Annotated in this window: 20 protein-coding genes and 1 tRNA gene; 6 read left to right on the top strand and 15 right to left on the bottom strand. The window is 64.5% G+C overall.

Annotated elements, in window-relative coordinates; all coding sequences use genetic code 11:
• Position 1: 1 nt before the first annotated feature.
• From QTI66_RS18930 to yaaA, 3 genes are read right to left on the bottom strand one after another with little or no spacing between them, the layout of a single operon-like run.
• Positions 2 to 907: an alpha/beta fold hydrolase gene (locus tag QTI66_RS18930; protein ID WP_286561373.1), complete on the bottom strand. Its 906-nt coding sequence runs from the start codon at positions 905 to 907 to the stop codon at positions 2 to 4.
• Between the two features lie 21 nt (positions 908 to 928).
• On the bottom strand, positions 929 to 1,795 hold the full coding sequence (locus QTI66_RS18925) for a 2OG-Fe(II) oxygenase (protein WP_286561372.1): 867 nt from the start codon (positions 1,793 to 1,795) through the stop codon (positions 929 to 931).
• Positions 1,792 to 2,598, bottom strand: coding sequence for a peroxide stress protein YaaA (yaaA, locus tag QTI66_RS18920; protein ID WP_286561371.1), 807 nt, complete (start codon positions 2,596 to 2,598; stop codon positions 1,792 to 1,794). Before yaaA ends, QTI66_RS18925 begins: the two co-directional genes overlap by 4 nt.
• A 207-nt stretch (positions 2,599 to 2,805) precedes the next feature.
• Here yaaA and QTI66_RS18915 point away from each other — a divergent pair, with 207 nt between their 5' ends.
• Positions 2,806 to 5,676, top strand: a complete 2,871-nt coding sequence (locus QTI66_RS18915; RefSeq protein ID WP_286561370.1) for a valine--tRNA ligase — start codon at positions 2,806 to 2,808, stop codon at positions 5,674 to 5,676.
• Positions 5,677 to 5,740: 64 nt separating this feature from the next.
• Positions 5,741 to 6,631: a UTP--glucose-1-phosphate uridylyltransferase GalU gene (gene galU, locus QTI66_RS18910; RefSeq protein WP_286561369.1), complete on the top strand. Its 891-nt coding sequence runs from the start codon at positions 5,741 to 5,743 to the stop codon at positions 6,629 to 6,631.
• A gap of 66 nt (positions 6,632 to 6,697) precedes the next feature.
• Here the strand turns inward: galU and QTI66_RS18905 are convergent, their stop codons facing one another.
• The 4 genes from QTI66_RS18905 to cysM all read right to left on the bottom strand — a co-directional run bounded on the left by QTI66_RS18905 (position 6,698) and on the right by cysM (position 9,498).
• Positions 6,698 to 7,672, bottom strand: coding sequence for an SGNH/GDSL hydrolase family protein (locus tag QTI66_RS18905; RefSeq protein ID WP_286561368.1), 975 nt, complete (start codon positions 7,670 to 7,672; stop codon positions 6,698 to 6,700).
• 112 nt (positions 7,673 to 7,784) lie between these two features.
• Complete coding sequence (locus QTI66_RS18900) at positions 7,785 to 8,012, bottom strand: sulfurtransferase TusA family protein (protein WP_286561367.1); 228 nt, start codon at positions 8,010 to 8,012, stop codon at positions 7,785 to 7,787.
• Positions 8,002 to 8,580, bottom strand: coding sequence for an NUDIX domain-containing protein (locus QTI66_RS18895; protein ID WP_286561366.1), 579 nt, complete (start codon positions 8,578 to 8,580; stop codon positions 8,002 to 8,004). The genes QTI66_RS18900 and QTI66_RS18895 overlap by 11 nt, the downstream gene beginning before the upstream one ends.
• Positions 8,581 to 8,595: 15 nt before the next feature.
• Entirely contained in the window at positions 8,596 to 9,498 is a 903-nt protein-coding gene (cysM, locus tag QTI66_RS18890; RefSeq protein ID WP_286561365.1) for a cysteine synthase CysM, read from the bottom strand.
• A gap of 42 nt (positions 9,499 to 9,540) precedes the next feature.
• On the opposite strand from cysM, the gene QTI66_RS18885 reads away from it, so the two are divergent.
• Positions 9,541 to 9,625: transfer RNA gene (locus QTI66_RS18885), tRNA-Leu, on the top strand.
• 148 nt (positions 9,626 to 9,773) lie between these two features.
• On the top strand, positions 9,774 to 10,205 hold the full coding sequence (locus tag QTI66_RS18880; protein ID WP_286561364.1) for an RbsD/FucU family protein: 432 nt from the start codon (positions 9,774 to 9,776) through the stop codon (positions 10,203 to 10,205).
• A 4-nt stretch (positions 10,206 to 10,209) separates the two neighbouring features.
• Here QTI66_RS18880 and QTI66_RS18875 read toward each other — a convergent pair whose 3' ends face one another.
• Entirely contained in the window at positions 10,210 to 11,145 is a 936-nt protein-coding gene (locus QTI66_RS18875) for an NAD-dependent epimerase/dehydratase family protein (protein WP_286561363.1), read from the bottom strand.
• A gap of 33 nt (positions 11,146 to 11,178) precedes the next feature.
• Between QTI66_RS18875 and QTI66_RS18870 the strand changes: the two genes are divergently transcribed.
• Together QTI66_RS18870 and QTI66_RS18865 are read left to right on the top strand one after the other, a co-directional pair.
• Complete coding sequence (locus QTI66_RS18870; RefSeq protein WP_286561362.1) at positions 11,179 to 12,240, top strand: CDP-6-deoxy-delta-3,4-glucoseen reductase; 1,062 nt, start codon at positions 11,179 to 11,181, stop codon at positions 12,238 to 12,240.
• Between the two features lie 113 nt (positions 12,241 to 12,353).
• The gene (locus QTI66_RS18865) at positions 12,354 to 13,325 is read left to right on the top strand and encodes a Bug family tripartite tricarboxylate transporter substrate binding protein (protein WP_286561361.1); all 972 of its coding nucleotides are present in this window, start codon (positions 12,354 to 12,356) and stop codon (positions 13,323 to 13,325) included.
• A gap of 51 nt (positions 13,326 to 13,376) precedes the next feature.
• On the opposite strand, the gene QTI66_RS18860 is transcribed toward QTI66_RS18865, so the two are convergent.
• The 7 genes from QTI66_RS18860 to QTI66_RS18830 form a co-directional block, all read right to left on the bottom strand.
• Complete coding sequence (locus tag QTI66_RS18860) at positions 13,377 to 14,093, bottom strand: ABC transporter ATP-binding protein (RefSeq protein ID WP_286561360.1); 717 nt, start codon at positions 14,091 to 14,093, stop codon at positions 13,377 to 13,379.
• A 1-nt stretch (position 14,094) separates the two neighbouring features.
• On the bottom strand, positions 14,095 to 14,865 hold the full coding sequence (locus QTI66_RS18855; protein WP_286561359.1) for an ABC transporter ATP-binding protein: 771 nt from the start codon (positions 14,863 to 14,865) through the stop codon (positions 14,095 to 14,097).
• Positions 14,866 to 14,879: 14 nt separating this feature from the next.
• Positions 14,880 to 16,073: a branched-chain amino acid ABC transporter permease gene (locus QTI66_RS18850; RefSeq protein ID WP_286561358.1), complete on the bottom strand. Its 1,194-nt coding sequence runs from the start codon at positions 16,071 to 16,073 to the stop codon at positions 14,880 to 14,882.
• A gap of 10 nt (positions 16,074 to 16,083) precedes the next feature.
• On the bottom strand, positions 16,084 to 17,013 hold the full coding sequence (locus tag QTI66_RS18845; protein ID WP_286561357.1) for a branched-chain amino acid ABC transporter permease: 930 nt from the start codon (positions 17,011 to 17,013) through the stop codon (positions 16,084 to 16,086).
• 212 nt (positions 17,014 to 17,225) lie between these two features.
• Positions 17,226 to 18,518, bottom strand: coding sequence for a replication-associated recombination protein A (locus QTI66_RS18840; RefSeq protein WP_286561356.1), 1,293 nt, complete (start codon positions 18,516 to 18,518; stop codon positions 17,226 to 17,228).
• Positions 18,519 to 19,151 carry an outer membrane lipoprotein periplasmic chaperone LolA gene (gene lolA / locus QTI66_RS18835; protein WP_286561355.1) on the bottom strand — a complete coding sequence of 211 codons (633 nt, stop codon included), beginning with the start codon at positions 19,149 to 19,151 and terminating at the stop codon, positions 18,519 to 18,521.
• A gap of 17 nt (positions 19,152 to 19,168) precedes the next feature.
• The gene (locus QTI66_RS18830; protein WP_286561354.1) at positions 19,169 to 21,556 is read right to left on the bottom strand and encodes a DNA translocase FtsK; all 2,388 of its coding nucleotides are present in this window, start codon (positions 21,554 to 21,556) and stop codon (positions 19,169 to 19,171) included.
• Positions 21,557 to 21,653: the final 97 nt, after the last annotated feature.

The following is a 21,653-nucleotide window of genomic DNA, read 5'->3' as shown; positions in this document are numbered from 1 at the left end:
CTCACTTCGCGGCCTCGGCGTCATTCAGGAAGGGAATGATGTGGCCCATCAGGATCGCGTTCACCCCGGGCGGCAGGTCGTGGCCCATGCCCGGGATGCTGATGAAGCGCGCGCCGGGAATCCGCTTGGCCGTGTCGCGCCCCGCCGCGATCGGCACCAGCCTGTCGGCCTCGCCGTGCAGGACCAGCGCCGGGCACTGGATGCGCGCCAGTTCGCGGGCGCGATCAGCGTCCGCGCCGATGGCCAGCATCTGCCGGATCAGGCCGGCGGGCCGGTAGGCGCGGCGCAAGCCGAGAGTGACGCGTTCGCGCAAGGCCGTCTCGTCGGTCGGATAGGCGGGGCTTTCGATGAGCCGGATGAACCCGAGGCTGTATTCGAGCAACGCTTCTTCATTGCGACCCGGCGAGGGTTTGAACAGGGCGGTGGCCACTTTCGGGTCCGGCCCCGGCAGCCCGCGCGCGCCACTGGAACTCATGATGCTGGTGAGCGATACGACACGCTTCGGCGCACTCGCGGCCAGGCGCTGCGAGATCATGCCGCCCATCGAGGCGCCGATGACGTGCGCCTTGTCGATGCCGAGCGCGTCGAGCACGCCCAGCGAATCGTTCGCCATGTCCTGCAGCGTGTACGGCGAGCGCACCGACAAGCCCAGTCGCGAACGCACCGTCTGCCACACGAAGTTGTGCTTCGGAACATGGTCGAAGCCTTCGCTCAGGCCGATGTCGCGGTTGTCATGGCGGATCACCCGAAAGCCCGCATCGACCAGCGGCTGCACGAAATCCTTTGGCCAGGCGATGAGTTGCATGCCCAGGCCCATGATGAGCATCACGACGGGACGCCCGGCCTGGCTCCCGTCCGCGCCCGTGTCTTCCACTTCGATGTCGATGCCGTTGGCTTTGAGTTTCATGGTTCTTTCGGTTTCAGGCTCTCACGCGAATTCGCGCTCGCGCAGCCATTTGGTCGCCACCCATTTTTCGCCCAGCAGCACCGGCGCGCCGCCGTGCAAGGTGGCCGTGGTCGGCTCGGGCTTGTCGTAGCTGAAGAAGACGCCGGTGCCGCGCACGGGCGCCACTTCGAGCCCCACGTCAGGGAAGGTCGTCGCCCCGCCCTGCTCCGGCTCCTGCAGGTACATGACCAGCGTCGCCAGCCGCTGGCCGCCGCGCTTCAGGATGGTCGGCGTGCCGGGCTCCACGGGGTCGAAGTAGTCGTAGTGCGGGCGGTATTGCGCGCCGGGGCTGTAGCGCAGGATCTGCAGGCCTTCGCCGTATTCGACGGGCCAGTTCACCAGCTGGGCAATGCGCTTTTCGAGCCGGGCGACGATCTCGTTTTCGCCGCGCTCGAAGAACATGCCATCGCTCGTGCGGTCGACGTTGAGCGCCTCGCCGCCGGTCTTGGTTTCCACGGTGAGCGAGCGCGCCAGCCGCACGCGCGCGGCGGCGATCAAGCCCTCGCATTCCTCGTCGGACAGCAGGTTGCCGAAGACCACGACACGCGGATGGCGCATGGTCTGCAGCACCTGCACGCGGCGGTCGCCGGCGTCGATGTAGAGCGGGGAACCTTCGAGCATCGGTCCGGGCATGGCGGTGCGGGGGCCGGCGGGCGCCGCGCTGGGCAATGCGGGTGCGGCTGCACCGGCTTCGACCTGGACCAGCGCCGCGTCGATCGCGTCGTTGTGCCATCCGGCTTCGCGCATCGAGGCGCGCAGCGCCGGCACCGTGTGTCCGGCGGCGAGTTGCTCGACAACCCAGGCCCGCAGTTCAGGGCTGATGGGTTGGGCGGTATGAGTGGTGTTCATGACGATTTCCTGCGAAATACCATGCGGTCCGGCCCGGAAGCCATGGAATCGAAAGCATAGCCTTCCAGATCGAAGCGCTCCAGTGCCCGGGGCGTGGACGCCTGGTGCAGCACCGCCCAGCGTGCCATGAGGCCGCGGGCGCGCTTGGCGAAGAAACTGATCACTTTGTATTCACCCCCGGCCCGGCTCTTGGGCGAGGGCTTCCATTCCTCGAAGACGCACTCGACCACGCGGGCCTTGAGCACCTTGCGATCGACGGACTTGAAGTATTCCTGCGACGCGAGGTTGATGACCACGGGCGTGCGGTCTGCTGCGGCGCGTTTGTTGAGGTATTCGGAGATGCGGCTGCCCCAGAAATCGTACAAATTCTTTCCATTGGGGTGCGCCAGTTGCGTGCCCATTTCCAGGCGATAGGGCTGGAGGCGGTCCAGCGGGCGCAGCACGCCATACAGGCCGCTCAAGATGACGACATGCTGTTGCGCCCAGTCGAGCTGTTCAGCCGTGAGCGTTTTTGCGTCGAAGCCGCCGTAGACGTCGCCGTCGAAGGCCAGTGCGGCCTGCTTCGCGTTTCGCGGGGTGCTCTTCCTGGCCCAGGCGGCGTAGCGGCCGACGTTGAGGGCGGAAAGGTTGTCCGACAGGTCCATGAGTTCGGCGATCTGCTGGACGGACTTCTGGCGAAGCAGGCCGATGAGTTCGACCGAAGGGCCATTGGGCGCCTCGAAATGCGGCTTGGTGGCGGGAAGGTCGGCCGGGACGGGAGTTTCGTAGTCGAGGGATTTGGCGGGGGACAACAGGAAAAGCATCGGGGAATTATCGGGCGAGGCCGTTTCGCAAGTTGGCGCAAGGTCAGCGCCAAACCAGGCACGCGCTCGCCCGGCAGGAGGACGAGCGCTGTTCAACGCACCGAAAAGCCCCCCTTCGCCAGGTCGCCACCACGTCGAATAAAATCAACGCAGCGCCCCTCAGTCTCCGACGGCATCCCTGCGGATGCCGTTCTTATTTGCACCGCCATGAGCGACACCCTGAACCAACCCGGCCTCGACAGCCTCTCCAAGTCCTTCGAACCCGTTGCCATCGAGGCGCATTGGGGTCCGGAGTGGGAAAAGCGCGGCTACGCCAAGGCGGGCTTCCGCGGCACGCAGCAGCCCCAGGAAGGCGCGCCCTCCTTCGCCATCCAGCTGCCGCCGCCCAACGTCACTGGCACGCTGCACATGGGCCATGCGTTCAACCAGACGATCATGGACAGCCTCACGCGCTACCACCGCATGAAAGGCGCCAACACGCTGTGGGTGCCGGGCTCGGACCACGCCGGCATCGCCACGCAGATCGTCGTGGAGCGCCAGTTGCAGGAGCAGAAGGTCAGCCGGCACGATCTCGGCCGCAAGAACTTCGTCTCGCGCGTGTGGGAATGGAAAGAGAAGTCCGGCAACACCATCACCAGCCAGATGCGCCGCATGGGCGACACGGTGGACTGGAGCCGCGAGTACTTCACCATGGACGACAAGCTCTCGAAGGTGGTCACGCAGACCTTCGTGCAGCTCTACAACGAAGGCCTCATCTACCGCGGCAAGCGCCTCGTGAACTGGGACCCCACCATCAAGACCGCCGTGAGCGACCTCGAAGTCGAGAGCGAGGAAGAAGACGGCTCGCTCTGGCACATCGCCTATCCGCTGGAAGATGGCAGCGGCTCGCTCACCGTGGCCACGACGCGCCCCGAGACGATGCTCGGCGACACGGCCGTCATGGTCCACCCCGAGGACGAGCGCTACAAGCACCTCATCGGCCAGCAGGTAAAGCTGCCGCTGGTCGATCGCCTGATCCCGGTGATCGCCGACGACTATGTGGACAAGGAATTCGGCACCGGCGTGGTCAAGGTCACGCCCGCGCATGACCACAACGACTATGCCGTCGGGCTGCGTCACAAGCTGCCGATCATTGGCGTGCTCACGCTCGACGCGACCATCAACGACAACGCGCCTGAGAAATACCGCGGCATGGACCGCTTCGCGGCGCGCAAGGCTGTCGTGGCCGACCTGGAAGCGCTGAGCCTCCTGATCGAGACGAAGAAGCACAAGCTCATGGTGCCGCGTTGCGCCCGCACCGGCGCCATCGTCGAGCCGATGCTCACCGACCAGTGGTTTGTCGCGATGACCAAGCCCGACGCCAATGGCCAGTCGATCGCTCAGAAGGCCATCGAGGCCGTGCGTTCGGGCGAAGTGAGCTTCGTGCCCGAGAACTGGGTCAACACCTACAACCACTGGATGGAGAACATCCAGGACTGGACGATTTCGCGCCAGCTCTGGTGGGGTCACCAGATCCCCGCCTGGTACGACGAACAAGGCAAGGTGTACGTCGCACAGGACGAAGCCGAAGCCCAGGCGCAAGCACCGGGCAAGACGCTGCGTCGCGACGAAGACGTGCTCGACACCTGGTACTCATCGGCCCTCATCCCCTTCTCTTCCCTCGGCTGGCCCGAAAAGACGAAGGACCTTGACCTGTACCTGCCCTCCAGCGTGCTGGTCACGGGCTACGACATCATCTTTTTCTGGGTCGCCCGGATGATCATGATGACCAAGCACTTCACCGGCCAGGTGCCTTTCAAGCACGTCTACATCCACGGACTGGTGCGCGATTCGCACGGGCACAAGATGAGCAAGTCCGAAGGCAACGTGCTCGATCCGGTCGACCTGATCGACGGCATCGCGCTGCCCGAGTTGCTCGAGAAGCGCACGCAAGGCCTGCGCAAGCCCGAGACGGCGCCAACCGTGCGCAAGAACACGCAGAAGGAATTTCCGGACGGCATTCCCGCCTTCGGCGCTGACGCCTTGCGCTTTACCTTCGCATCGCTCGCCTCGCTGGGCCGCAGCATCAACTTCGACCCCAAGCGCTGCGAAGGCTATCGCAACTTCTGCAACAAGCTCTGGAACGCCACGCGCTTCGTGCTGATGAACTGCGAAGGCCAGGATTGCGGCCTGAGCGAGCACACCAAGGAAGAATGCGCGCCGGGCGGACCCGCGCACGGGTATCTCAGCTTCAGCCAGGCCGACCGCTGGATCGTCTCGAAGCTGCAGCGCGTCGAAGCCGAGGTGGCCAAGGGCTTCGAGGAATACCGCCTCGACAACGTCGCCACCGCCATCTACCAGTTCGCCTGGGACGAGTTCTGCGACTGGTACCTCGAGATCGCCAAGGTGCAGATCCAGACCGGCACCGACGCGCAACAGCGCGCCACGCGCCGCACCTTGATCCGCACGCTGGAAGCCTTGCTGCGCCTGGCCCATCCCATCATTCCGTTCATCACGGAAGCGCTCTGGCAAAAGGTCGCACCCGTCGCCGGACGCGAAGGCGCGTCGATCATGATCGCCGCCTATCCGCAAAGCCAAAGCGAGAAGATCGATGAAGCGGCTGAAGCCCACGTCGCTCGGCTGAAGGCGCTCGTCGACGCATGCCGCACGCTGCGCGGCGAGATGAACGTCTCGCCCGCCACGCGCCTGCCGCTCTATGCCGTGGCGGACGATGCCGCCAACGCCGAATTCCTTCGCAGCGCCGCGCCGGTGCTGCAGGCCTTGGCCAAGCTCAAGGAAGTGAAGGTCTTCGACGATGAAGCTTCGTGGGCCGCAGCGGCGGAAGCGGCGCCGGTCGCGGTGGTTGGACAAGCGCGCCTGTGCCTGCACATGGAGATCGACAAGGCCGCCGAAAAGGCGCGCATTGGCAAGGAACTTGCACGCATCGAGGGCGAGATTGCAAAGGCTAACAACAAGCTTGGCAACGAAGCATTTGTTGCCAAAGCGCCTCCCGCTGTGATCGCGCAAGAAAAGCAGCGTGTAGCGGACTTTTCTGCCACTGTCGCTCGCCTGCGGGACCAGATCGGGCGTCTTGGCTGACACGTCTACCCCGTCGCCGCACTTAACATGTGCGGCTACGACATCCAACGACCACTGAAAGCCCATGCCCAACTCGACGACACGTATTCGCAAGGCCGTTTTTCCTGTTGCAGGATTCGGCACCCGCTTTCTCCCGGCCACCAAGGCGCAGCCCAAGGAAATGCTGCCGGTGGTCGACAAGCCCTTGATCCAATACGCCGTCGAGGAGGCCTACGCCGCTGGCATCCGCGACATGATCTTCGTCACCGGCCGCAACAAGCGCGCCATCGAAGACCATTACGACACGGCCTACGAGCTTGAAAGCCAGCTCGAGGCGAGCCACAAGACGCAGTTGCTGGAAATCGCACGCTCGGTCGTGCCAGACGACATGACCTGCTCCTACGTGCGCCAGCCGCGCATGCTGGGACTGGGGCACGCTGTTCTGTGCGCCGAGCATCTGGTGGGCAATGAGCCCTTTGCCGTCCTGCTGGCCGATGACTTGATGGTGGGGCCCGCCGGCGGCGAGCCCGTTCTCGCGCAAATGGTGCGCAGCTACGCGAAGCTCGGCGGCTCGGTGCTGGCCGTGCAGGAAGTTCCGCTGGATCAGGTCAAGCGCTACGGCATCGTGGCGGGTGACAGGGTCGACGAGCGCCACACGCGCGTGCATCGCATGGTCGAAAAGCCCAGCCCCGAATCCGCGCCTTCACGCCTGGGTGTTGCGGGCCGCTACATCCTCTCGCCTTCCGTGTTCGCGCAGATCCGCCAGCAACCGAAGGGCGCGGGCGGCGAGATCCAACTCACCGACGGCATCGCCGCGTTGCTGGACAAGGAAGCGGTCCACGCCTACGCCTACGAAGGCACGCGCTACGACTGCGGCAGCAAGGAAGGCTTCCTGCAGGCGACCGTGGAACTGGCCCTGCAGCACCCCGAGGTGGGCAGCCAGTTCAAGGAATATCTCAAGAGCCTGGCGCTCTGACAAAAGGGCGCCCTTGGGCGCCCTCCTTTATTGACGAAGCGGGCGCCAAAGAGCGCCTTTTTTCTTTCAACTGCTCGTCAACGAGCGGACGAATCGCTGGACTTCATCGGCGCCGATCGGCGTGACCGGCAGCTTCACGACATCGCGCAAGTGCTGCACCATGGCCTGTGCCCACAGCACGTTCCACACCAAGCCGTTGTGGTCGTCGCCCAGCATGGAATTCGTCGGTGCGTCGCCGACGGAGTGCGTCACTCGCAGCGAGCCGATGACAATCGTCTTGTAGGCCGGCAGGCCATCGGCGTCGCGAGATCCCCACTGCGCGCGAAACCAGGCGCGGTCGTCGAAGAAGCTGGTGCGCGGCGTCGCCGCGACGATCTTGCGCAGGCCGTCGTCGAACTCGTCGCACATCTTCGAAATGTTCGCGATCTCCGAAGCCGAATGCCAGCGCTTGAGGTTGATGGCGTCGTGCGTGTCGTTGAATGTGCCCACCAGAACGATGTGCGTGGTCGGGTGCGTCTTGCGGATCAGCGACACGGCCTCGCGGTAGGCCTGCATGCATTCCTCGATGCCCTTGTGCATCGCCGGCTCGCCCGGCTTGACCGCCTGCACATCGATGAAATCGGACACGTTGCTCAGGCCGATGCGGATGATCACCACGCCGTCGCGCCAAAGTCCGGGTTCCTTGTCCATGAGTGCGACCAGGCGGGGGGTTTGTCGCCGGCGCGTGTGCATCAACTCTTCGCACCGGGCGCCCTCGTTGGCAAAGTTATAGCGGTAGTCTTCCTTGCGCGGTGCGCGGCCAACAGGAATGCCCACCACGTCGAGCCATCGCAGTGCCGGGTTGGAGACACCCCACGTCTCCCACGGGCCGGGATCGAGTTCATTGCCACGCAACCGGGCAATGACTTCGCCCCATTGGAAGGTGCGGTCGCGGAAAGCGCCTCCGCGTTGTTCCGGTCCCTGGATCGAAAGGTGATCCTGGAACGACATGCTGTTGGAGTCACCCATCACGGCGAACGGGATCTTCGACGGGGTGCCCATGGCCGGAGCGCTTGTCATTGCCAGTACAGCAAGTAGAGGAAGCGCCCATTGCAGCACAACGGCAAGCACCGCGCGCACGCCCTTCAACGCCCTGCCAACGGGCGTCATCGGCTCAACGGCGCCGCAAGACATGGATGAAATCCGTACCCGCTGTTTGCTGCTCGATGAGGTCATTGCCCGTCTGCCGCGAGAAGGCCTGGAAGTCGCGCACGGATCCCGGGTCGGTGGACACAACGCGCAACAGCTGGCCGCTCTGCATTTCATTCAGGGACTTCTTCGCCTTCAGGATCGGCAAAGGGCAGTTGAGTCCGCGCGTATCAATTTCGCGATCAATTTGCACGTATAGGCTCCTCGGGTGGCAAGTTCAGGCCCCTGCGGCGTTCATCGTTCTCGGCCTGCGTGAAGAATACCGGTTCGTGCCCGCGGCTGCGCAGCCAGTCGGCCAAAGCGTAGCCGGTGCCTGCGGGCCAGCACTTGAGTTGGGGCAAGTCGTAGAGCTTGTAGTCCACCAGTTCGGGCGACAGGCGCACCTCGCCGTCAGCCACCACGTGGTAGGCGATGATGACCTGGTTCATGCGCTGGAAGTCATAGGCACCCACGATCTTCGTGAGGCTCACGTCGAGGTTGGTTTCTTCCTTCACCTCGCGGGCGATGCCCTCTTCCGGTGTTTCGCCTGCTTCCATGAAGCCGGTGATCAGCGCGAACATGCGTGCCGGCCAGGCCGCATTGCGCGCGAGCAGTACCTGGCCGCGGTACTCGACGATCGCCGCCAGCACCGGCGTCGGATTGTTCCAGTGCGTGTGTCCGCAGTTGGGGCAGCGAAGGCGATCTTTTGCGCCGCCGTCTTCCATTTGCGTCATCCATTCGAGTGGCGTCGCGCAGGCTTGGCAAAACTTGGGGTGGGGCATGTTCTCTTTCTTTCCTCAGGCCGGGAAGACGCCGGTCGACAAGTAGCGGTCGCCGCGGTCGCACACCACGAAGACGATGGTCGAGTTTTCGACTTTCTGTGCGATTTGCAGCGCTACGCAGAGCGCGCCCGCCGCGGAGATGCCGGCAAAGATGCCTTCCTCGCGCGCGAGGCGGCGGCACATTTCCTCGGCGCTGTCCTGACTGACGTTGACGACCTGGTCGATGCGGCTCGGATCGTAGATCTTGGGCAGGTATTCCACGGGCCACTTGCGGATGCCGGGAATGCGCGAGCCTTCGTCCGGCTGCGCGCCGATGATCTGCACCGCAGGGTTCCTTTCCTTCAGGAAGCGCGACACGCCGGTGATGGTGCCGGTGGTGCCCATGGCGCTGACGAAGTGGGTGATCTTGCCCTGCGTGTCGGCCCAGATTTCCGGGCCGGTGGTTTCGTAGTGAATGCGCGGGTTGTCCTGGTTGGCGAACTGGTCCAGCACGCGTCCCTTGCCTTGCGCGACCATCTGCTCCGCCAGGTCGCGCGCGTATTCCATGCCGCCGCTCTTGGGCGTCAGCACGAGTTCGGCACCAAAGGCCTTCATGGTCTGCGCGCGTTCCACCGAGAGGTCTTCCGGCATGATCAACACCATGCGATAGCCCTTGATGGCCGCGGCCATGGCCAGCGCAATGCCGGTGTTGCCGGAGGTGGCCTCGATCAGCGTGTCGCCCGGCTTGATTTCGCCGCGCTCCTCGGCGCGCTTGATCATCGACAGGGCGGGCCGGTCTTTCACGGAACCTGCGGGGTTGTTGCCCTCGAGCTTGCCCAGGATGACGTTGCCACGCCGGGCGTTTTCGGCGGCTTCGATTCTTTGCAGCGCCACCAATGGCGTCTTGCCGATGGCGTCTTCGATCGTCGGATAGTTCATGCCAAACACTGTGCCATAATTTCGGGCTTGCTTCCCTTCCGTGCCGGAGTGGTGAAATTGGTAGACGCAGGGGACTCAAAATCCCCCGCCGCAAGGCGTGCCGGTTCGATTCCGGCCTCCGGCACCAGTGCTTGGTCACAAGCGCTGTCTTCTCTCCCCCGTTCCGATATTTTGCTGTCACGCGTGCCAAACGTGGGCATCCAGGGGTGTCGCCGCGCGTCAAGGGAAAACCAGTAGCGCCGCCGCGCGCAGTGCCGCGTCAAATCCCGGCGACCATGCTGAAGAACATCGATCCCCTGCTCACGCCCGACCTCCTGCGCCACCTCGCGGCGATGGGGCACGGCGACTTCATTGCCGTGTGCGACGCGAACTTTCCGGCGTATTCGGTCGCCGGCAGCAAGCCCCTGGTCCACTTGCCGGGCATCGGCGTGATTCCCGTGCTGCGGGCCATCCTGTCCGTGATGCCGCTGGACACTTTCGATGGCAGCCCCGTGCACCGCATGCAGCAGGTGGGCGATGCCGGGACATTGGCAGCGATTCAACGGCAGGCCATCGACACCGTGTTCTCGAAGCTCGACCCGGTGCCCGAAGTCGCAGGCCTTGAGCGCCATGCCTACTACGTGAGGGCGCGCGAGGCGTTTGCCGTCGTCGCGACGGGAGAGCCCCTGCCCTACGGAAACTTTCTCTTGAGAAAAGGCGTGCTGTAAAGGCTCACGCCTGTGGGGTGCGCAGTCCGGACTCCACCGTCGGGTACTTGAGCCTCACCCGAAGTTCGCGCTTGAGCCGCGTGTTGTCGAGCCGACGCGATTCGCCCATGAAACTGAGCAGCTGCAACGGCAATTGCTGCTGCGCATCTTCCCGCGCGACGCGCGGCGGGCGCTTCATGCCATAGAGGTCGGCGGCCAGGTCGAAGTAATCGCCCATCTTCAGTTCGGTGTCGTCGCTTGCGTGGTACACGCGCTGGGCGGATCCGCGCCAGAGTGCCGCCACGCAGGCGCGCGCCAGATCGTCGGCATGGATGTGGTTGGTGTAGACGTCGTCCTGCGCGTTCAGCACAGGCGTGCCGCGCTTGAGGCGCTCGCGCGGCGTGCCGCCCTGGCGGTCGGGCGCATAGATGCCGGGAATCCGCAGGATGCGCACTCCCACGCCCGAACGCCCCAGCCACCGCACGGCGCGCTCGGCATCCACGCGCCGGTGCGCGCGCGGCGTGTCCGGGCCCACAGTCCGCGCTTCCGTGATGCGGGCACCGCCGCAGTCGCCATACACACCGCTGGTGGAGCCGTAGACCAGCGTCGCCGGCAGGCTGCGGCGCTGGATCGCGCGCACGAGGTCGGTGGTGCGGGCATCGCGCCACCAGCGCGGCCCTTCGTCGGTACGCGCAGGGGGTGCGAGGTGCAGCACGCGCGTCGCGAGGCCGGCGAGCCGGCGCAGCGTTTCGGGCCGGTCGAGGTCTGCGACGAGCGGCGTGATGCCTGACTTGCGCAATTCGTCGATCCGCGCCGGCGAAGATGTAACGGCCAGCAGGCGCACACGCGGTGCCAGAAGGCCTGCCGCACGCAGTCCGACGTCGCCGCAGCCGACGATAAGTAACCGCTCCCGGCGAAAGCGCGAGGGCAGTGCCCCGACAGGGCTATGGTTTGAGGGCAAAATCCGATTCCTTTTCCTGGCAGAAGAATACCCATGAGCGCAGGGTCGCACGAGGCGAACTTTTCCATTACGGTTGAACCGAGCGGGCGAAACTTCGCGGCCCATCCCGACGAAACCATCCTGTCCGCCGCCATCCGCCAAGGCATCGGCCTGCCCTATGGCTGCAAGGACGGCGCGTGCGGATCGTGCAAGTGCAAGAAGCTGTCGGGCGAGGTGGAGATCGGCGCGCATCAAAGCAAGGCCCTGAGCGCTGACGAGCAACTCAACGGCTACGTGCTCACCTGCTGCTCCGTCCCGAAGACCGATGTAGTGCTGGAGTCGCGCCAGGTGACCGAAGCGGGCGCCTTCCCGATTCGCAAGATGCCCGTGCGCGTGCAGGCGCTCACGAAGAAGTCGCACGACGTGGTCGCCATGAAGCTGCAGTTGCCCGCGGGCGAACCGCTGCAGTTTCATGCGGGGCAGTATGTGGAGTTCATCTTGCAGGGCGGCGTGCGGCGCAGCTATTCGATGGCCAATGCGCCGCACACGCTGGCGCAGCCCGGAACGGGCATTGAACTGCACATTCGCCACCTGCCCGGCGGCCGCTTCACCGACCACGTGTTCGGCGCCATGAAAGAGAAAGAAATCCTTCGCATCGAAGGCCCTTATGGCAGCTTCTTCCTTCGCGAGGAATCGGCCAAGCCCATCGTGCTGCTCGCCTCCGGCACCGGCTTTGCGCCGATCAAGGCGTTGCTGGAGCACATGGACTTCAAGGGCATCGAACGTCCGACCTCGCTTTACTGGGGCGGCCGACGGCCCGAAGACCTCTACATGGACGAATGGCTGCGCGAGCACTTCGCCGACAAGCCGCACCTGCGCTACGTGCCTGTGATTTCCAATGCGGTGCCCGAAGACAACTGGACCGGGCGCACGGGCTTTGTGCACCGCGCCGTGCTGGAAGACTTCGCGGACCTGTCGGGGCATCAGGTCTACGCCTGCGGTGCGCCCATCGTCGTCGATTCGGCCAAGCGCGACTACACGGCCCGCGCGGGCTTGCCTGAGGAAGAATTCTTTGCCGACTCGTTCACGAGCGAGGCCGACAAGGCCGAGCCCTGACTTTCTCTGCGCTGGCTTTGACGCGAGCGCTTAGGCGTTTGTACTGCCAGTCAATTCAAACGGGCCGCTGACAATCACGCGGCCGCATCAACTCTTGTTTCCTCAATTTCGACATGACTTCTCGACGCCTTGTGATCTCGGCCGCCATTGCCGCCGCCGCGGCCGCTGCCCTTCCCCTTCATGCCCAACAGCGACCGATCCGGCTGGTGGTGCCCTATGCCGCGGGCGGCCCGATCGACGCGACGGCGCGCATCCTGGCCGAAGGAGTCAAGGAGGCCCTGGGCCCGGTCATCATCGACAACAAGCCGGGTGCGGGCGGCAACATCGGCGCCGACCTCGTGGCCAAGGCAGCGCCTGACGGCTTGACCATCGGCATCGCCGCCACGGCGACGAACGCGGTCAATCCCTGGCTCTATTCGAAGATGCCCTTCAACGCGGCGAAGGATTTCGCGCCCATCACGCAAATGGTCCGCGTGCCCAACGTGCTGGTGATGAACGCCGATGCGGCGCAGCGCCTGAGGATCAACAACCTGAAGGACCTCATCGCCTACGCCAGGGCGAACCCCGGCAAGCTCAACTACGGCAGCGGCGGCAACGGCAGTGCCGGCCACCTGGCGGGCGAAATGTTCAAGAAGGAAGCGGGCGTCTTCGTGGTGCACATTCCGTACAACGGCGGCAATCCGGCGCAACTGGCGCTGCTGTCGGGCCAGGTCGATTTCAACTTGGACAACCTGGCGACCGCCGCCCCCAACATTCGCGCAGGCAAGCTCAAGGCCATTGCCGTGACCACGCTTCAGCGCAGCCCGATGCTGCCCGATGCGCCGCCTGTCGCGGACGTGCTCAAGGGCTTTTCGATCGACACCTGGTGGGGCCTGGTCGCGCCGGCCGGAACGCCGCACGACGTGATCGTGAAGCTCAACCATGCCTTCGTCGCGGCCCTTCAATCGCCGGACACCAAAACCCGCTTCGCATCGCTGATGGCCGAGCCGGTCGGCAGCACGCCGGAGCAGTTTGGCGCCTTCATGAAGGCCGAACTCGCGAAGTATGAGAAGGTCGTGAAGGCGACCGGCGCGACAGTGGACTAGGAAATCACTGCCGGAAACCAAACGGACCGGCTTGCCGGTCCGTTGTGAAGGTTATTCCCCCAGGTACGCCGCGCGCACCTTCGGGTCGCTCAGCATCACCTTCGCGTCGCCGCTCATGGTGATCAGCCCCGACTCCATCACATAGCCGCGATCGGCCAGTTGCAGCGCGCGGCTGGCGTTCTGCTCCACCAGCAGCACGGTGACGCCCTGCTTGTAGACCTCTTGCACCACCTCGAAGATCTTGTCGACCATGATGGGCGACAAGCCCATCGAAGGCTCGTCCAGCAACAGCACCTTGGGGCGTGCCATCAATGCGCGGCCCATGGCCAGCATCTGCTGCTCGCCGCCCGACATGGTGCCCGCCAGCTGCGTGGCACGCTCCTTCAGACGCGGGAAGGTCGCGAACACACGGTCGATGTCATTGGCAATCTCGGCCTTGTCATTGCGAATGAAGGCGCCGATCTGCAGGTTCTCCGTGATCGTCATGCGCGTGAACACACCGCGGCCTTCGGGCACCATCACCAGGCCCTCGCCCACGAGATCCCACGCTCCGCGACCCTTGATGCTCTTGCCCAGGAATTCGATGCTGCCGGCCAGGCTCGGCAGCGTGCCGGTGATGGCCTTCATGGTCGTCGTCTTGCCGGCGCCATTGGAGCCGATCAGGGAAACCAGTTCTCCTTCGTTCACCTCGAAATCAATGCCCTTGACGGCCTGGATGCCGCCGTAAGCCACCTTCAGGCCGCTGACTTTCAGCAGTGTCTTGCTCATCTCAATGTCCTCCGGTGCCGAGGTAAGCCTCGATCACCTTTTCGTTCTTCTGCACGTCGGCCGGGGTTCCTTCGGCAATCTGCTTGCCGTAGTCGAGCACCGTGACGCGGTCGCACAGGCCCATCACCAGCTTCACGTCGTGCTCGATGAGCAGGATGGTGCGGTTGTCCTTGCGAATGCGGTCGATGAGCTCGCGCAGCATGACCTTTTCCGTGGCGTTCATGCCGGCGGCAGGTTCGTCGAGGGCGATGAGTTGCGGATCGGTTGCCAGTGCGCGCGCAATTTCCAGGCGGCGCTGGTCGCCGTAGCTCAGCGTGCGCGCCTTGTAGTCCGCGTACTTGCCGATGCCGACGTAGTCGAGCAGTTCATACGCGCGCTTGGCAATCGCCGCTTCTTCGGACTTGAAGGACGAGGTGCGAAGGATCGCGCCGATCACGCCCGAATGCGTGCGGATATGGCGCCCGACCATCACGTTCTCGAGCGCCGTCATGTCGGAGAAGAGCCGGATGTTCTGGAATGTGCGCGCGATGCCCGCCTTGGCAACTTCGTGCACCGCCGTCGGCTGGTAAGGCTTGCCCGCCAGCTGGAAGCTGCCGCTGTCCGGCGTGTAGAGGCCTGTGATCACGTTGAAGAAGGTCGTCTTGCCGGCGCCGTTGGGGCCGATCAGGCCGTAGACCTGGCCGCGCTGGATGGTGATGCCGACGTCGGAAAGCGCCTGGAGCCCGCCGAAGCGCTTGGAGATGCCCTTCACGTCGAGGATGGTTTCTGTCATGGAACGGTCCTCGCTCACGGGTTGATCGACATCGGACGCGAGGGTTCGCCCGGAACTTCATCGGCTGGCACTTCAATGCCGGGAGGATGTGCTTCGACGGACATGGTGTTCGCCGCTGAAGCGCCGCCGTTCTTGCGCGGCAGCACCTTGCCGTGCTCCGGCGACGGCCACAGGCCGCGCGGACGAACCAGCATGATCACGATCATGGCGAGCGCAATGAACAGTTGGCGCAAGATGGACGCATCGAGCCGGCCATCGGTCATCGATTGCAGCGGACCGGCCACATAGCGCAGCACTTCGGGCAGCGCAGCCAGCAGCACCGCGCCCAGGATCACGCCCGGCAAGTGGCCGAGGCCGCCCAGCACCACCATGGCGACGATCATCACCGACTCCATCAGGCTGAAGGACTCGGGCGACACGAAGCCCTGGAACGAAGCGAACATCGCACCGGACACGCCGCCGAAGCTCGCGCCCATGCCGAAGGCCAGCAGCTTAAGGTTGCGGGTGTTGATGCCCATGGCCTTGGCAGCGATCTCATCTTCGCGAATGGCCATCCAGGCACGGCCCACGCGTGAGAGCTGCAGCCGGTGCGACACGATCACGGTGATGATCACCAGCACCAGGAAAAGGTAGTAGTACAGCGTCACACCCGAGATCGAGAATCCATCGATCTTGAGCGTCTTGCCGAAGTCCAGGCCGCCGATCTTCACCGAGTCGATGGCAGTGATGCCCTTGGGACCGTTGGTGACGTTGACGGGATGGTCGAGCGTGTTCAGGAACACGCGGATGATTTCCCCGAAGCCGAGCGTCACGATGGCGAGGTAGTCGCCCCGCAACTTGAGCGTTGGCGCGCCGAGGATCACGCCGAATATTGCCGCTACCACGAACGCAATCGGAATGACGACGAAGAGCGAGGTGTGAAGGCCGTTCGGGAACATCGCCTTGATGGCCGGGAAGGTGTCCGTCAAATGCGGCGAGCCCAGCAACGCGAAGAGGTAAGCCCCGATCGCGAAGAACGCGACATACCCCAGGTCGAGCAGGCCGGCGTAGCCGACCACGATGTTCAGGCCGAGTGACAGCATCACATAGAGCAATGCGATGTCGACGATGCGCACCCAGGCGTTGCCCTGGGTCTGCAGGACCAGCGGCAGTGCGATCAGCAGCACGGCCGAGACCAGGAAGACGACGATGCTTTTGGTGTTCTTCATGCTCGTCTCCTCAGGCGCGATCGGCCACGCGCTCGCCGAGCAGGCCCGACGGGCGCACGGTCAGCGTGAGGATCAGGATCACGAAGGCGAAGATGTCGCTGTGCTGGCTGCCCAGCACACCGCCGGTCACCGCGCCGAGATAACCCGCGCCGATGGCCTCGATGAGGCCCAGCAGGATGCCGCCCACCACCGCGCCGCCCAGGTTGCCGATGCCACCGAACACCGCCGCCGTGAACGCCTTGAGGCCGGGGATGAAGCCCATCGCATGCTGCGCGATGCCGTAGTTCGACGCGTACATCACGCCGGCAATGGCCGCGAGGATGGCGCCGATGATGAAGGTGGCCGAGATGACCATGTCGGGCCGAATGCCCATGAGCGCCGCAACGCGCGGGTTCTCGGCAGTGGCACGCATCGCGCGCCCCAGCTTCGTGTAGTTGACGACCCACATGAGGACCGCCAGGGACACGGCCGTGAGGCCCAGGATCATGATCTGCGTCGGCGAGATCGAAGCGCCGGCGATGTGGATCGACTCGCTCGGCAGCAGCGTGGGATACGCCTTGTTGGTCGGACGCCAGATGATCATGGCAACCGTCTGCAAGAAGATCGACATGCCGATGGCCGTGATGAGCGGTGCCAGCTTCGGGCTGTTGCGCAGCGGCCGGTAAGCCACCTTCTCGATCACGAAGTTGAGCGTGGCCGCGACGATGCACGCAATGATGAGCGCCAGGATGAGGATGATCCAGCCCGGCGTGTTGGGCATGGCTTCGCGCATCCATCCGATGATGGTCCAGCTGGTCAGCGCGCCGACCATGAGGACTTCACCGTGGGCAAAGTTGATGAGATTGATAATGCCGTACACCATCGTATAGCCCAAGGCTATCAATGCGTACATGCTGCCAAGAACCAGACCGTTGATGATCTGTTGCAGCAAGATGTCCATAAAAGGTCCCTTTTTGTAATTGCACCCTCGGGAGGTGCACTTGACTCACCCGGTGCACCGGGTTGGCGCTGAGGTGTAGTTAGCAAAAAACCCGCCAGCGTGGATTGGCGGCGGGTTAGTGGCCGGGATTGTAGTCAAACGTTAAGCTCAAACCGGACCTGCGCGGCACGGGTTTTCCCGCTGGTGCACCAAGCTGGGCCGGCGGCAGCACTTCAACCGTGCTCGTCGTTGCGTCGGCGCAGTTCCCGCATTTTCTCGGCGATGCGTATCTCCAGGCCGCGCTCGACCGGACGATAAAAGCCGGGCGGCTCCATGCCTTCGGGCAGGTAGCGCTCGCCTGCCGCAAAGCCGCCCTCTTCGTCATGCGCGTAGCGGTAGCCCTTGCCGTAGTCGAGCTCTTTCATGAGCTTGGTGGGCGCGTTGCGCAGATGCATGGGCACCGGGCGCGTGCCGTCCTTCTGGATGAAAGCCTTGGCCTCGTTGTAGGCCTTGTAGACGGCATTCGACTTCGGCGCGATGGCAAGGTAGACGACGCATTCGGCCAATGCCAGTTCACCCTCTGGTGTGCCAAGGCGCTCGTACACCTCTGCCGCGTCGAGTGCGAGTCGCAGGGCGCGCGGGTCGGCCAGGCCGATGTCCTCGCTCGCCATGCGCACGAACCGACGAGCCATGTACCGCGGATCGGCGCCGCCATCGAGCATGCGCACGAACCAATAGAGCGCGGCGTCCGGATCGCTGCCGCGTACGGACTTGTGCAGCGCCGAGATCGTGTCGTAGAACTGCTCGCCGCCCTTGTCGTAGCGGCGCATTCGCTCGCCGAGCACGCGCAGGAGCCACGCGTCGGTGATGTCGTCGAGCTTTTCGGAGCGGGCCGCGACGGCCAGCGTTTCCAGCGTGTTGAGCAGGCGCCTGGCGTCGCCGTCGGCGTAGGCGACGAGCCGGTCGATGGCCGATGATTCAATGGAAGGGACTGCGCCGATGTCCTGCGCCCTGGCCACGATCTGCTTGAGATCGCCCTCGCCCAGCGGCTGCAAGACGTAGACGGCAGCACGTGACAAGAGCGCCGAGTTCACCTCGAAGGACGGGTTCTCGGTCGTCGCCCCGATGAAGGTGAAGAGCCCGCTTTCCACATGCGGCAGGAACGCGTCCTGCTGGCTCTTGTTGAAGCGATGCACTTCGTCCACGAAGACGATGGTGCGTTGCTGCGTGAGTCCGTCGCGCGCCAGTTGCGCCCGCTCCACGGCTTCGCGGATGTCCTTGACGCCGCCCAGCACGGCGCTGATGGCGATGAACTGCGCGTCGAAGGCATCGGCCATCAGCCGCGCGATGGTCGTCTTGCCGGTGCCGGGCGGGCCCCAGAGGATGCACGAATGCGGCTGGCCCGACTCGAAGGCGATGCGCAGGGGCATGCCCGCGCCGAGCAGGTGCTGCTGGCCGATCACCTCTCCCAGGGTCTTGGGTCGAAGGCGCTCGGCAAGGGGTTGGTGCGTGCCCGGAGAAGCCACCTACTGCTTGATCACGTCAGCGCCCGCGGGGGCCTTGAACGTGAAGACACCGGCCGGCAGCGCGGGGTTCACTTCGACCTTGTCGAACTTCAGAACGGAGCGCTGGCCAAAGCTGTCGAGGATCTCGAGCGCCGCCAGCGACTCGCCCTGGAATCCGATCTGGATGCTTTGCAGCTGTCCGTCCTTGTTCTTGGGCGTGGCCTTGACCCATTGCAGGCCATCGCGCTCCGGCGTGGCTTCCAGCGAGAAGTCGGCCTGCAGGGCGCGCAGGTCGGGCGCTGACGCAATCAATGCGGCAGGCGTCGAGCCCAGGGCCTGCGCCTGCTTGCGCTGCGTGACCTGGTTCAGGTCCGCGTCGTAGAGCCACAGGTTGTCGCCATCGGCCAGGATGAGCTGCGTGAACGGCTTCTTGTAGTCGAACTTGAACTTGCCCGGCCGCTGGAATTCGAAGGTGCCCGTGGACACCTTGGCGCGCGATGGCTGGCCTTCCCTGGGCGGTGGCGTGACGGTTTGCGTGAACTGCGCACGCCCGGTGCGCACGTTTTTCACAAAGCTTTCGAGGCTTTCCATGCCACCCGCCCAAGCGGCGCCCACGGCACTCCAGAGAACCACGACACCCAGCAATCTCTTCATCAATTCCGCCCTGTCATCTATTCGGCGCGCGCGGGCACCAGGATTTCGCGCTGGCCACTGCCGCTCATGGCGCTGACGAGACCGGCGTTTTCCATGTCTTCGACCAGTCGCGCGGCGCGGTTGTAGCCAATCTTGAGATGACGTTGAACGAGGGAAATGCTGGCCTTGCGGTTCTTCAGCACGACTTCCACAGCCTGGTCGTACATCGGATCCTTCTCGCCGCTTCCTTCGCCGCCGTCACCCAGTAGATCGCCGTCGCCGTCGACAGTTCCACCTTCGAGCACACCTTCGATGTAATCGGGCTCGCCTTGTGACTTCAGATAGGCAACCACGCGGTGGACTTCCTCGTCGGAGACGAAGGCGCCGTGCACGCGTATCGGCAGTCCGGTGCCGCTGGGCATGTAGAGCATGTCGCCCATGCCGAGCAGGGCCTCGGCGCCCATCTGGTCGAGGATGGTTCGGCTGTCGATCTTGCTGGAGACCTGGAAGGCAATGCGCGTCGGGATGTTGGCCTTGATGAGGCCGGTGATCACATCCACGCTGGGCCGTTGCGTCGCAAGGATCAAGTGGATGCCGGCTGCGCGCGCCTTCTGCGCCAATCGCGCAATCAGTTCTTCGATCTTCTTGCCCACGACCATCATCAGGTCGGCGAGTTCGTCGATGACCACCACGATGTGCGGCTCGCGCTTGAGCGGCTCCGGGTCGTCCGGCGTCAGGCTGAAAGGGTTGTAGATGAACTCGCCGCGCGTCTTGGCTTCGTCGATCTTGGTGTTGTAGCCGGCGAGGTTGCGCACGCCCAGCTTGCTCATGAGCTTGTAGCGGCGCTCCATCTCTGCCACGCACCAGTTCAGGCCGTGCGCGGCCTGGCGCATGTCGGTGACGACTGGTGCGAGCAAGTGCGGAATGCCTTCGTAGACCGACATTTCCAGCATCTTGGGGTCGATCATGAGCAGGCGCACATCGCGCGCCTCGGCCTTGTAGAGCAGGCTCAGGATCATGGCGTTGATACCGACCGACTTGCCCGAGCCGGTCGTGCCGGCCACCAGCACGTGCGGCATCTTGGCCAGGTCCGCGACCACCGGATTGCCGACGATGTCCTTGCCCAAGCCCATCGTCAGCATCGACTTGCCTTCGTTGTAGATCTGCGAGCCAAGGATTTCGCTGAGCTTGATGGACTGGCGCTTGGCGTTGGGCAACTCCAGCGCCATGAAGTTCTTGCCGGGAATGGTCTCGATCACGCGAATCGACACCAGCGACAACGAGCGCGCCAGGTCCTTGGCCAGGCCGACGATCTGCGAGCCCTTCACGCCCGTGGCCGGTTCGATCTCGTAGCGCGTGATCACGGGGCCCGGAGAAGCCAGCACGACGCGCACTTCGACGCCGAAGTCCTTGAGCTTCTTTTCAATCAAGCGGCTCGTCATTTCGAGCGTGTCGGGCGAAACGGTTTCCTGGCGTGCCTGCGCCGCGTCCAGCAGATCGACTTGCGGCAGCTTGCTGTCGGGCAGTTCGCGGAACAGCGGCTTTTGCCGTTCCTTGGCCACGCGGTCGCTCTTGGGCACTTCGGCCAGCGCGGGCTCGATCTGCACCGGTGGCGATGGCGCGCGCCGCTTGGGCCGTGGCTCGATGCGCAACTCTTCGTCAGGCGACTCGACCTCGTCCGTGCCGCGGTCGACTTGCACCGTTTCCTCGCGCTCGCGCACGGCGCGCTTGCCCATGGCGATGTCTTCGGCAATCTCGCGTTTTTCGCGGCGCGACTCGAACAACGAATACATGCGCGAACCAATGCGCTCCGCAATCTGCGTCCACGAAAAACGGAACACCAGCGCCGAGCCGATGACGCCCGCCGCAATGGCGATGAGGGCGGACCCGGTGAAGCCCATCCACTTCACGCTGGCCGGGCCGACCAGATATCCGAGCACGCCGCCACCGTGGCCCGGCAGGTGGTACTCGAGCCGGTAAAGGCGCGACCATTCGAGGACGGCACTGGCACACAGTAGCAAGACAAGGCCGAACCAGAAAGCGATGCGGCTGCGGTTGAAGCGCCCCCGCGGCGGCTCTTCGGCATGGCCCGCCTCCCCACCGCGCAACCAGCCGGCAAGCGACGACATCCAGGCGCGCACGCTGGCCGCGACGCACCACCAGACGGAGTAACCCGCCAGGAAATAGCTGCCATCGGCCAGCCAGGCGCCGATGCGCCCACCCCAATTCTTGACCTCGCCGCCGGTGCCGGAGGTGGACCACGCCGCGTCCGACGGCGTGTAGCTGAACATCGCCAGCAGCCAGAACAGGATCAGGAAGAAGCCGGCGATCAGCGTGATCTCGTGCGCGAATCGCAGGGCGCGGGCCCGAACGGGTGTCGCCTGCGCACCGGACGCGGACTGAAGGGTATTGAGCGAATAGGTCATTGCAGGAACAACGGCAATCGACCCGTGCCAAGGCACGGGGACCGCATCAAAACAGTGGCCGCGCCATCGCGCTGGCCGGCATTGTGTACCAGGACGG

Origin of the sequence: Variovorax brevis, from assembly GCF_030317105.1 — a bacterium.
Classification (GTDB): Bacteria; Pseudomonadota; Gammaproteobacteria; order Burkholderiales; family Burkholderiaceae_C; genus Variovorax; species Variovorax brevis.
Note: the sequence above shows the minus strand (reverse complement) of the source record. Positions and strands in the feature narration are given on the sequence as shown.

What these genes read in the sequence shown, in the direction of transcription:
- QTI66_RS18930 (WP_286561373.1), bottom strand. Translation starts at nt 907, where the DNA reads ATGAAACTCAAAGCCAACGGCATCGACATCGAAGTGGAAGACACGGGC.
- QTI66_RS18925 (WP_286561372.1), bottom strand. Translation starts at nt 1,795, where the DNA reads ATGAACACCACTCATACCGCCCAACCCATCAGCCCTGAACTGCGGGCC.
- yaaA (WP_286561371.1), bottom strand. Translation starts at nt 2,598, where the DNA reads ATGCTTTTCCTGTTGTCCCCCGCCAAATCCCTCGACTACGAAACTCCC.
- QTI66_RS18915 (WP_286561370.1), top strand. Translation starts at nt 2,806, where the DNA reads ATGAGCGACACCCTGAACCAACCCGGCCTCGACAGCCTCTCCAAGTCC.
- galU (WP_286561369.1), top strand. Translation starts at nt 5,741, where the DNA reads ATGCCCAACTCGACGACACGTATTCGCAAGGCCGTTTTTCCTGTTGCA.
- QTI66_RS18905 (WP_286561368.1), bottom strand. Translation starts at nt 7,672, where the DNA reads ATGGGCACCCCGTCGAAGATCCCGTTCGCCGTGATGGGTGACTCCAAC.
- QTI66_RS18895 (WP_286561366.1), bottom strand. Translation starts at nt 8,580, where the DNA reads ATGCCCCACCCCAAGTTTTGCCAAGCCTGCGCGACGCCACTCGAATGG.
- cysM (WP_286561365.1), bottom strand. Translation starts at nt 9,498, where the DNA reads ATGAACTATCCGACGATCGAAGACGCCATCGGCAAGACGCCATTGGTG.
- QTI66_RS18880 (WP_286561364.1), top strand. Translation starts at nt 9,774, where the DNA reads ATGCTGAAGAACATCGATCCCCTGCTCACGCCCGACCTCCTGCGCCAC.
- QTI66_RS18870 (WP_286561362.1), top strand. Translation starts at nt 11,179, where the DNA reads ATGAGCGCAGGGTCGCACGAGGCGAACTTTTCCATTACGGTTGAACCG.
- QTI66_RS18865 (WP_286561361.1), top strand. Translation starts at nt 12,354, where the DNA reads ATGACTTCTCGACGCCTTGTGATCTCGGCCGCCATTGCCGCCGCCGCG.
- QTI66_RS18860 (WP_286561360.1), bottom strand. Translation starts at nt 14,093, where the DNA reads ATGAGCAAGACACTGCTGAAAGTCAGCGGCCTGAAGGTGGCTTACGGC.
- QTI66_RS18855 (WP_286561359.1), bottom strand. Translation starts at nt 14,865, where the DNA reads ATGACAGAAACCATCCTCGACGTGAAGGGCATCTCCAAGCGCTTCGGC.
- QTI66_RS18850 (WP_286561358.1), bottom strand. Translation starts at nt 16,073, where the DNA reads ATGAAGAACACCAAAAGCATCGTCGTCTTCCTGGTCTCGGCCGTGCTG.
- QTI66_RS18845 (WP_286561357.1), bottom strand. Translation starts at nt 17,013, where the DNA reads ATGGACATCTTGCTGCAACAGATCATCAACGGTCTGGTTCTTGGCAGC.
- lolA (WP_286561355.1), bottom strand. Translation starts at nt 19,151, where the DNA reads ATGAAGAGATTGCTGGGTGTCGTGGTTCTCTGGAGTGCCGTGGGCGCC.
- QTI66_RS18830 (WP_286561354.1), bottom strand. Translation starts at nt 21,556, where the DNA reads ATGACCTATTCGCTCAATACCCTTCAGTCCGCGTCCGGTGCGCAGGCG.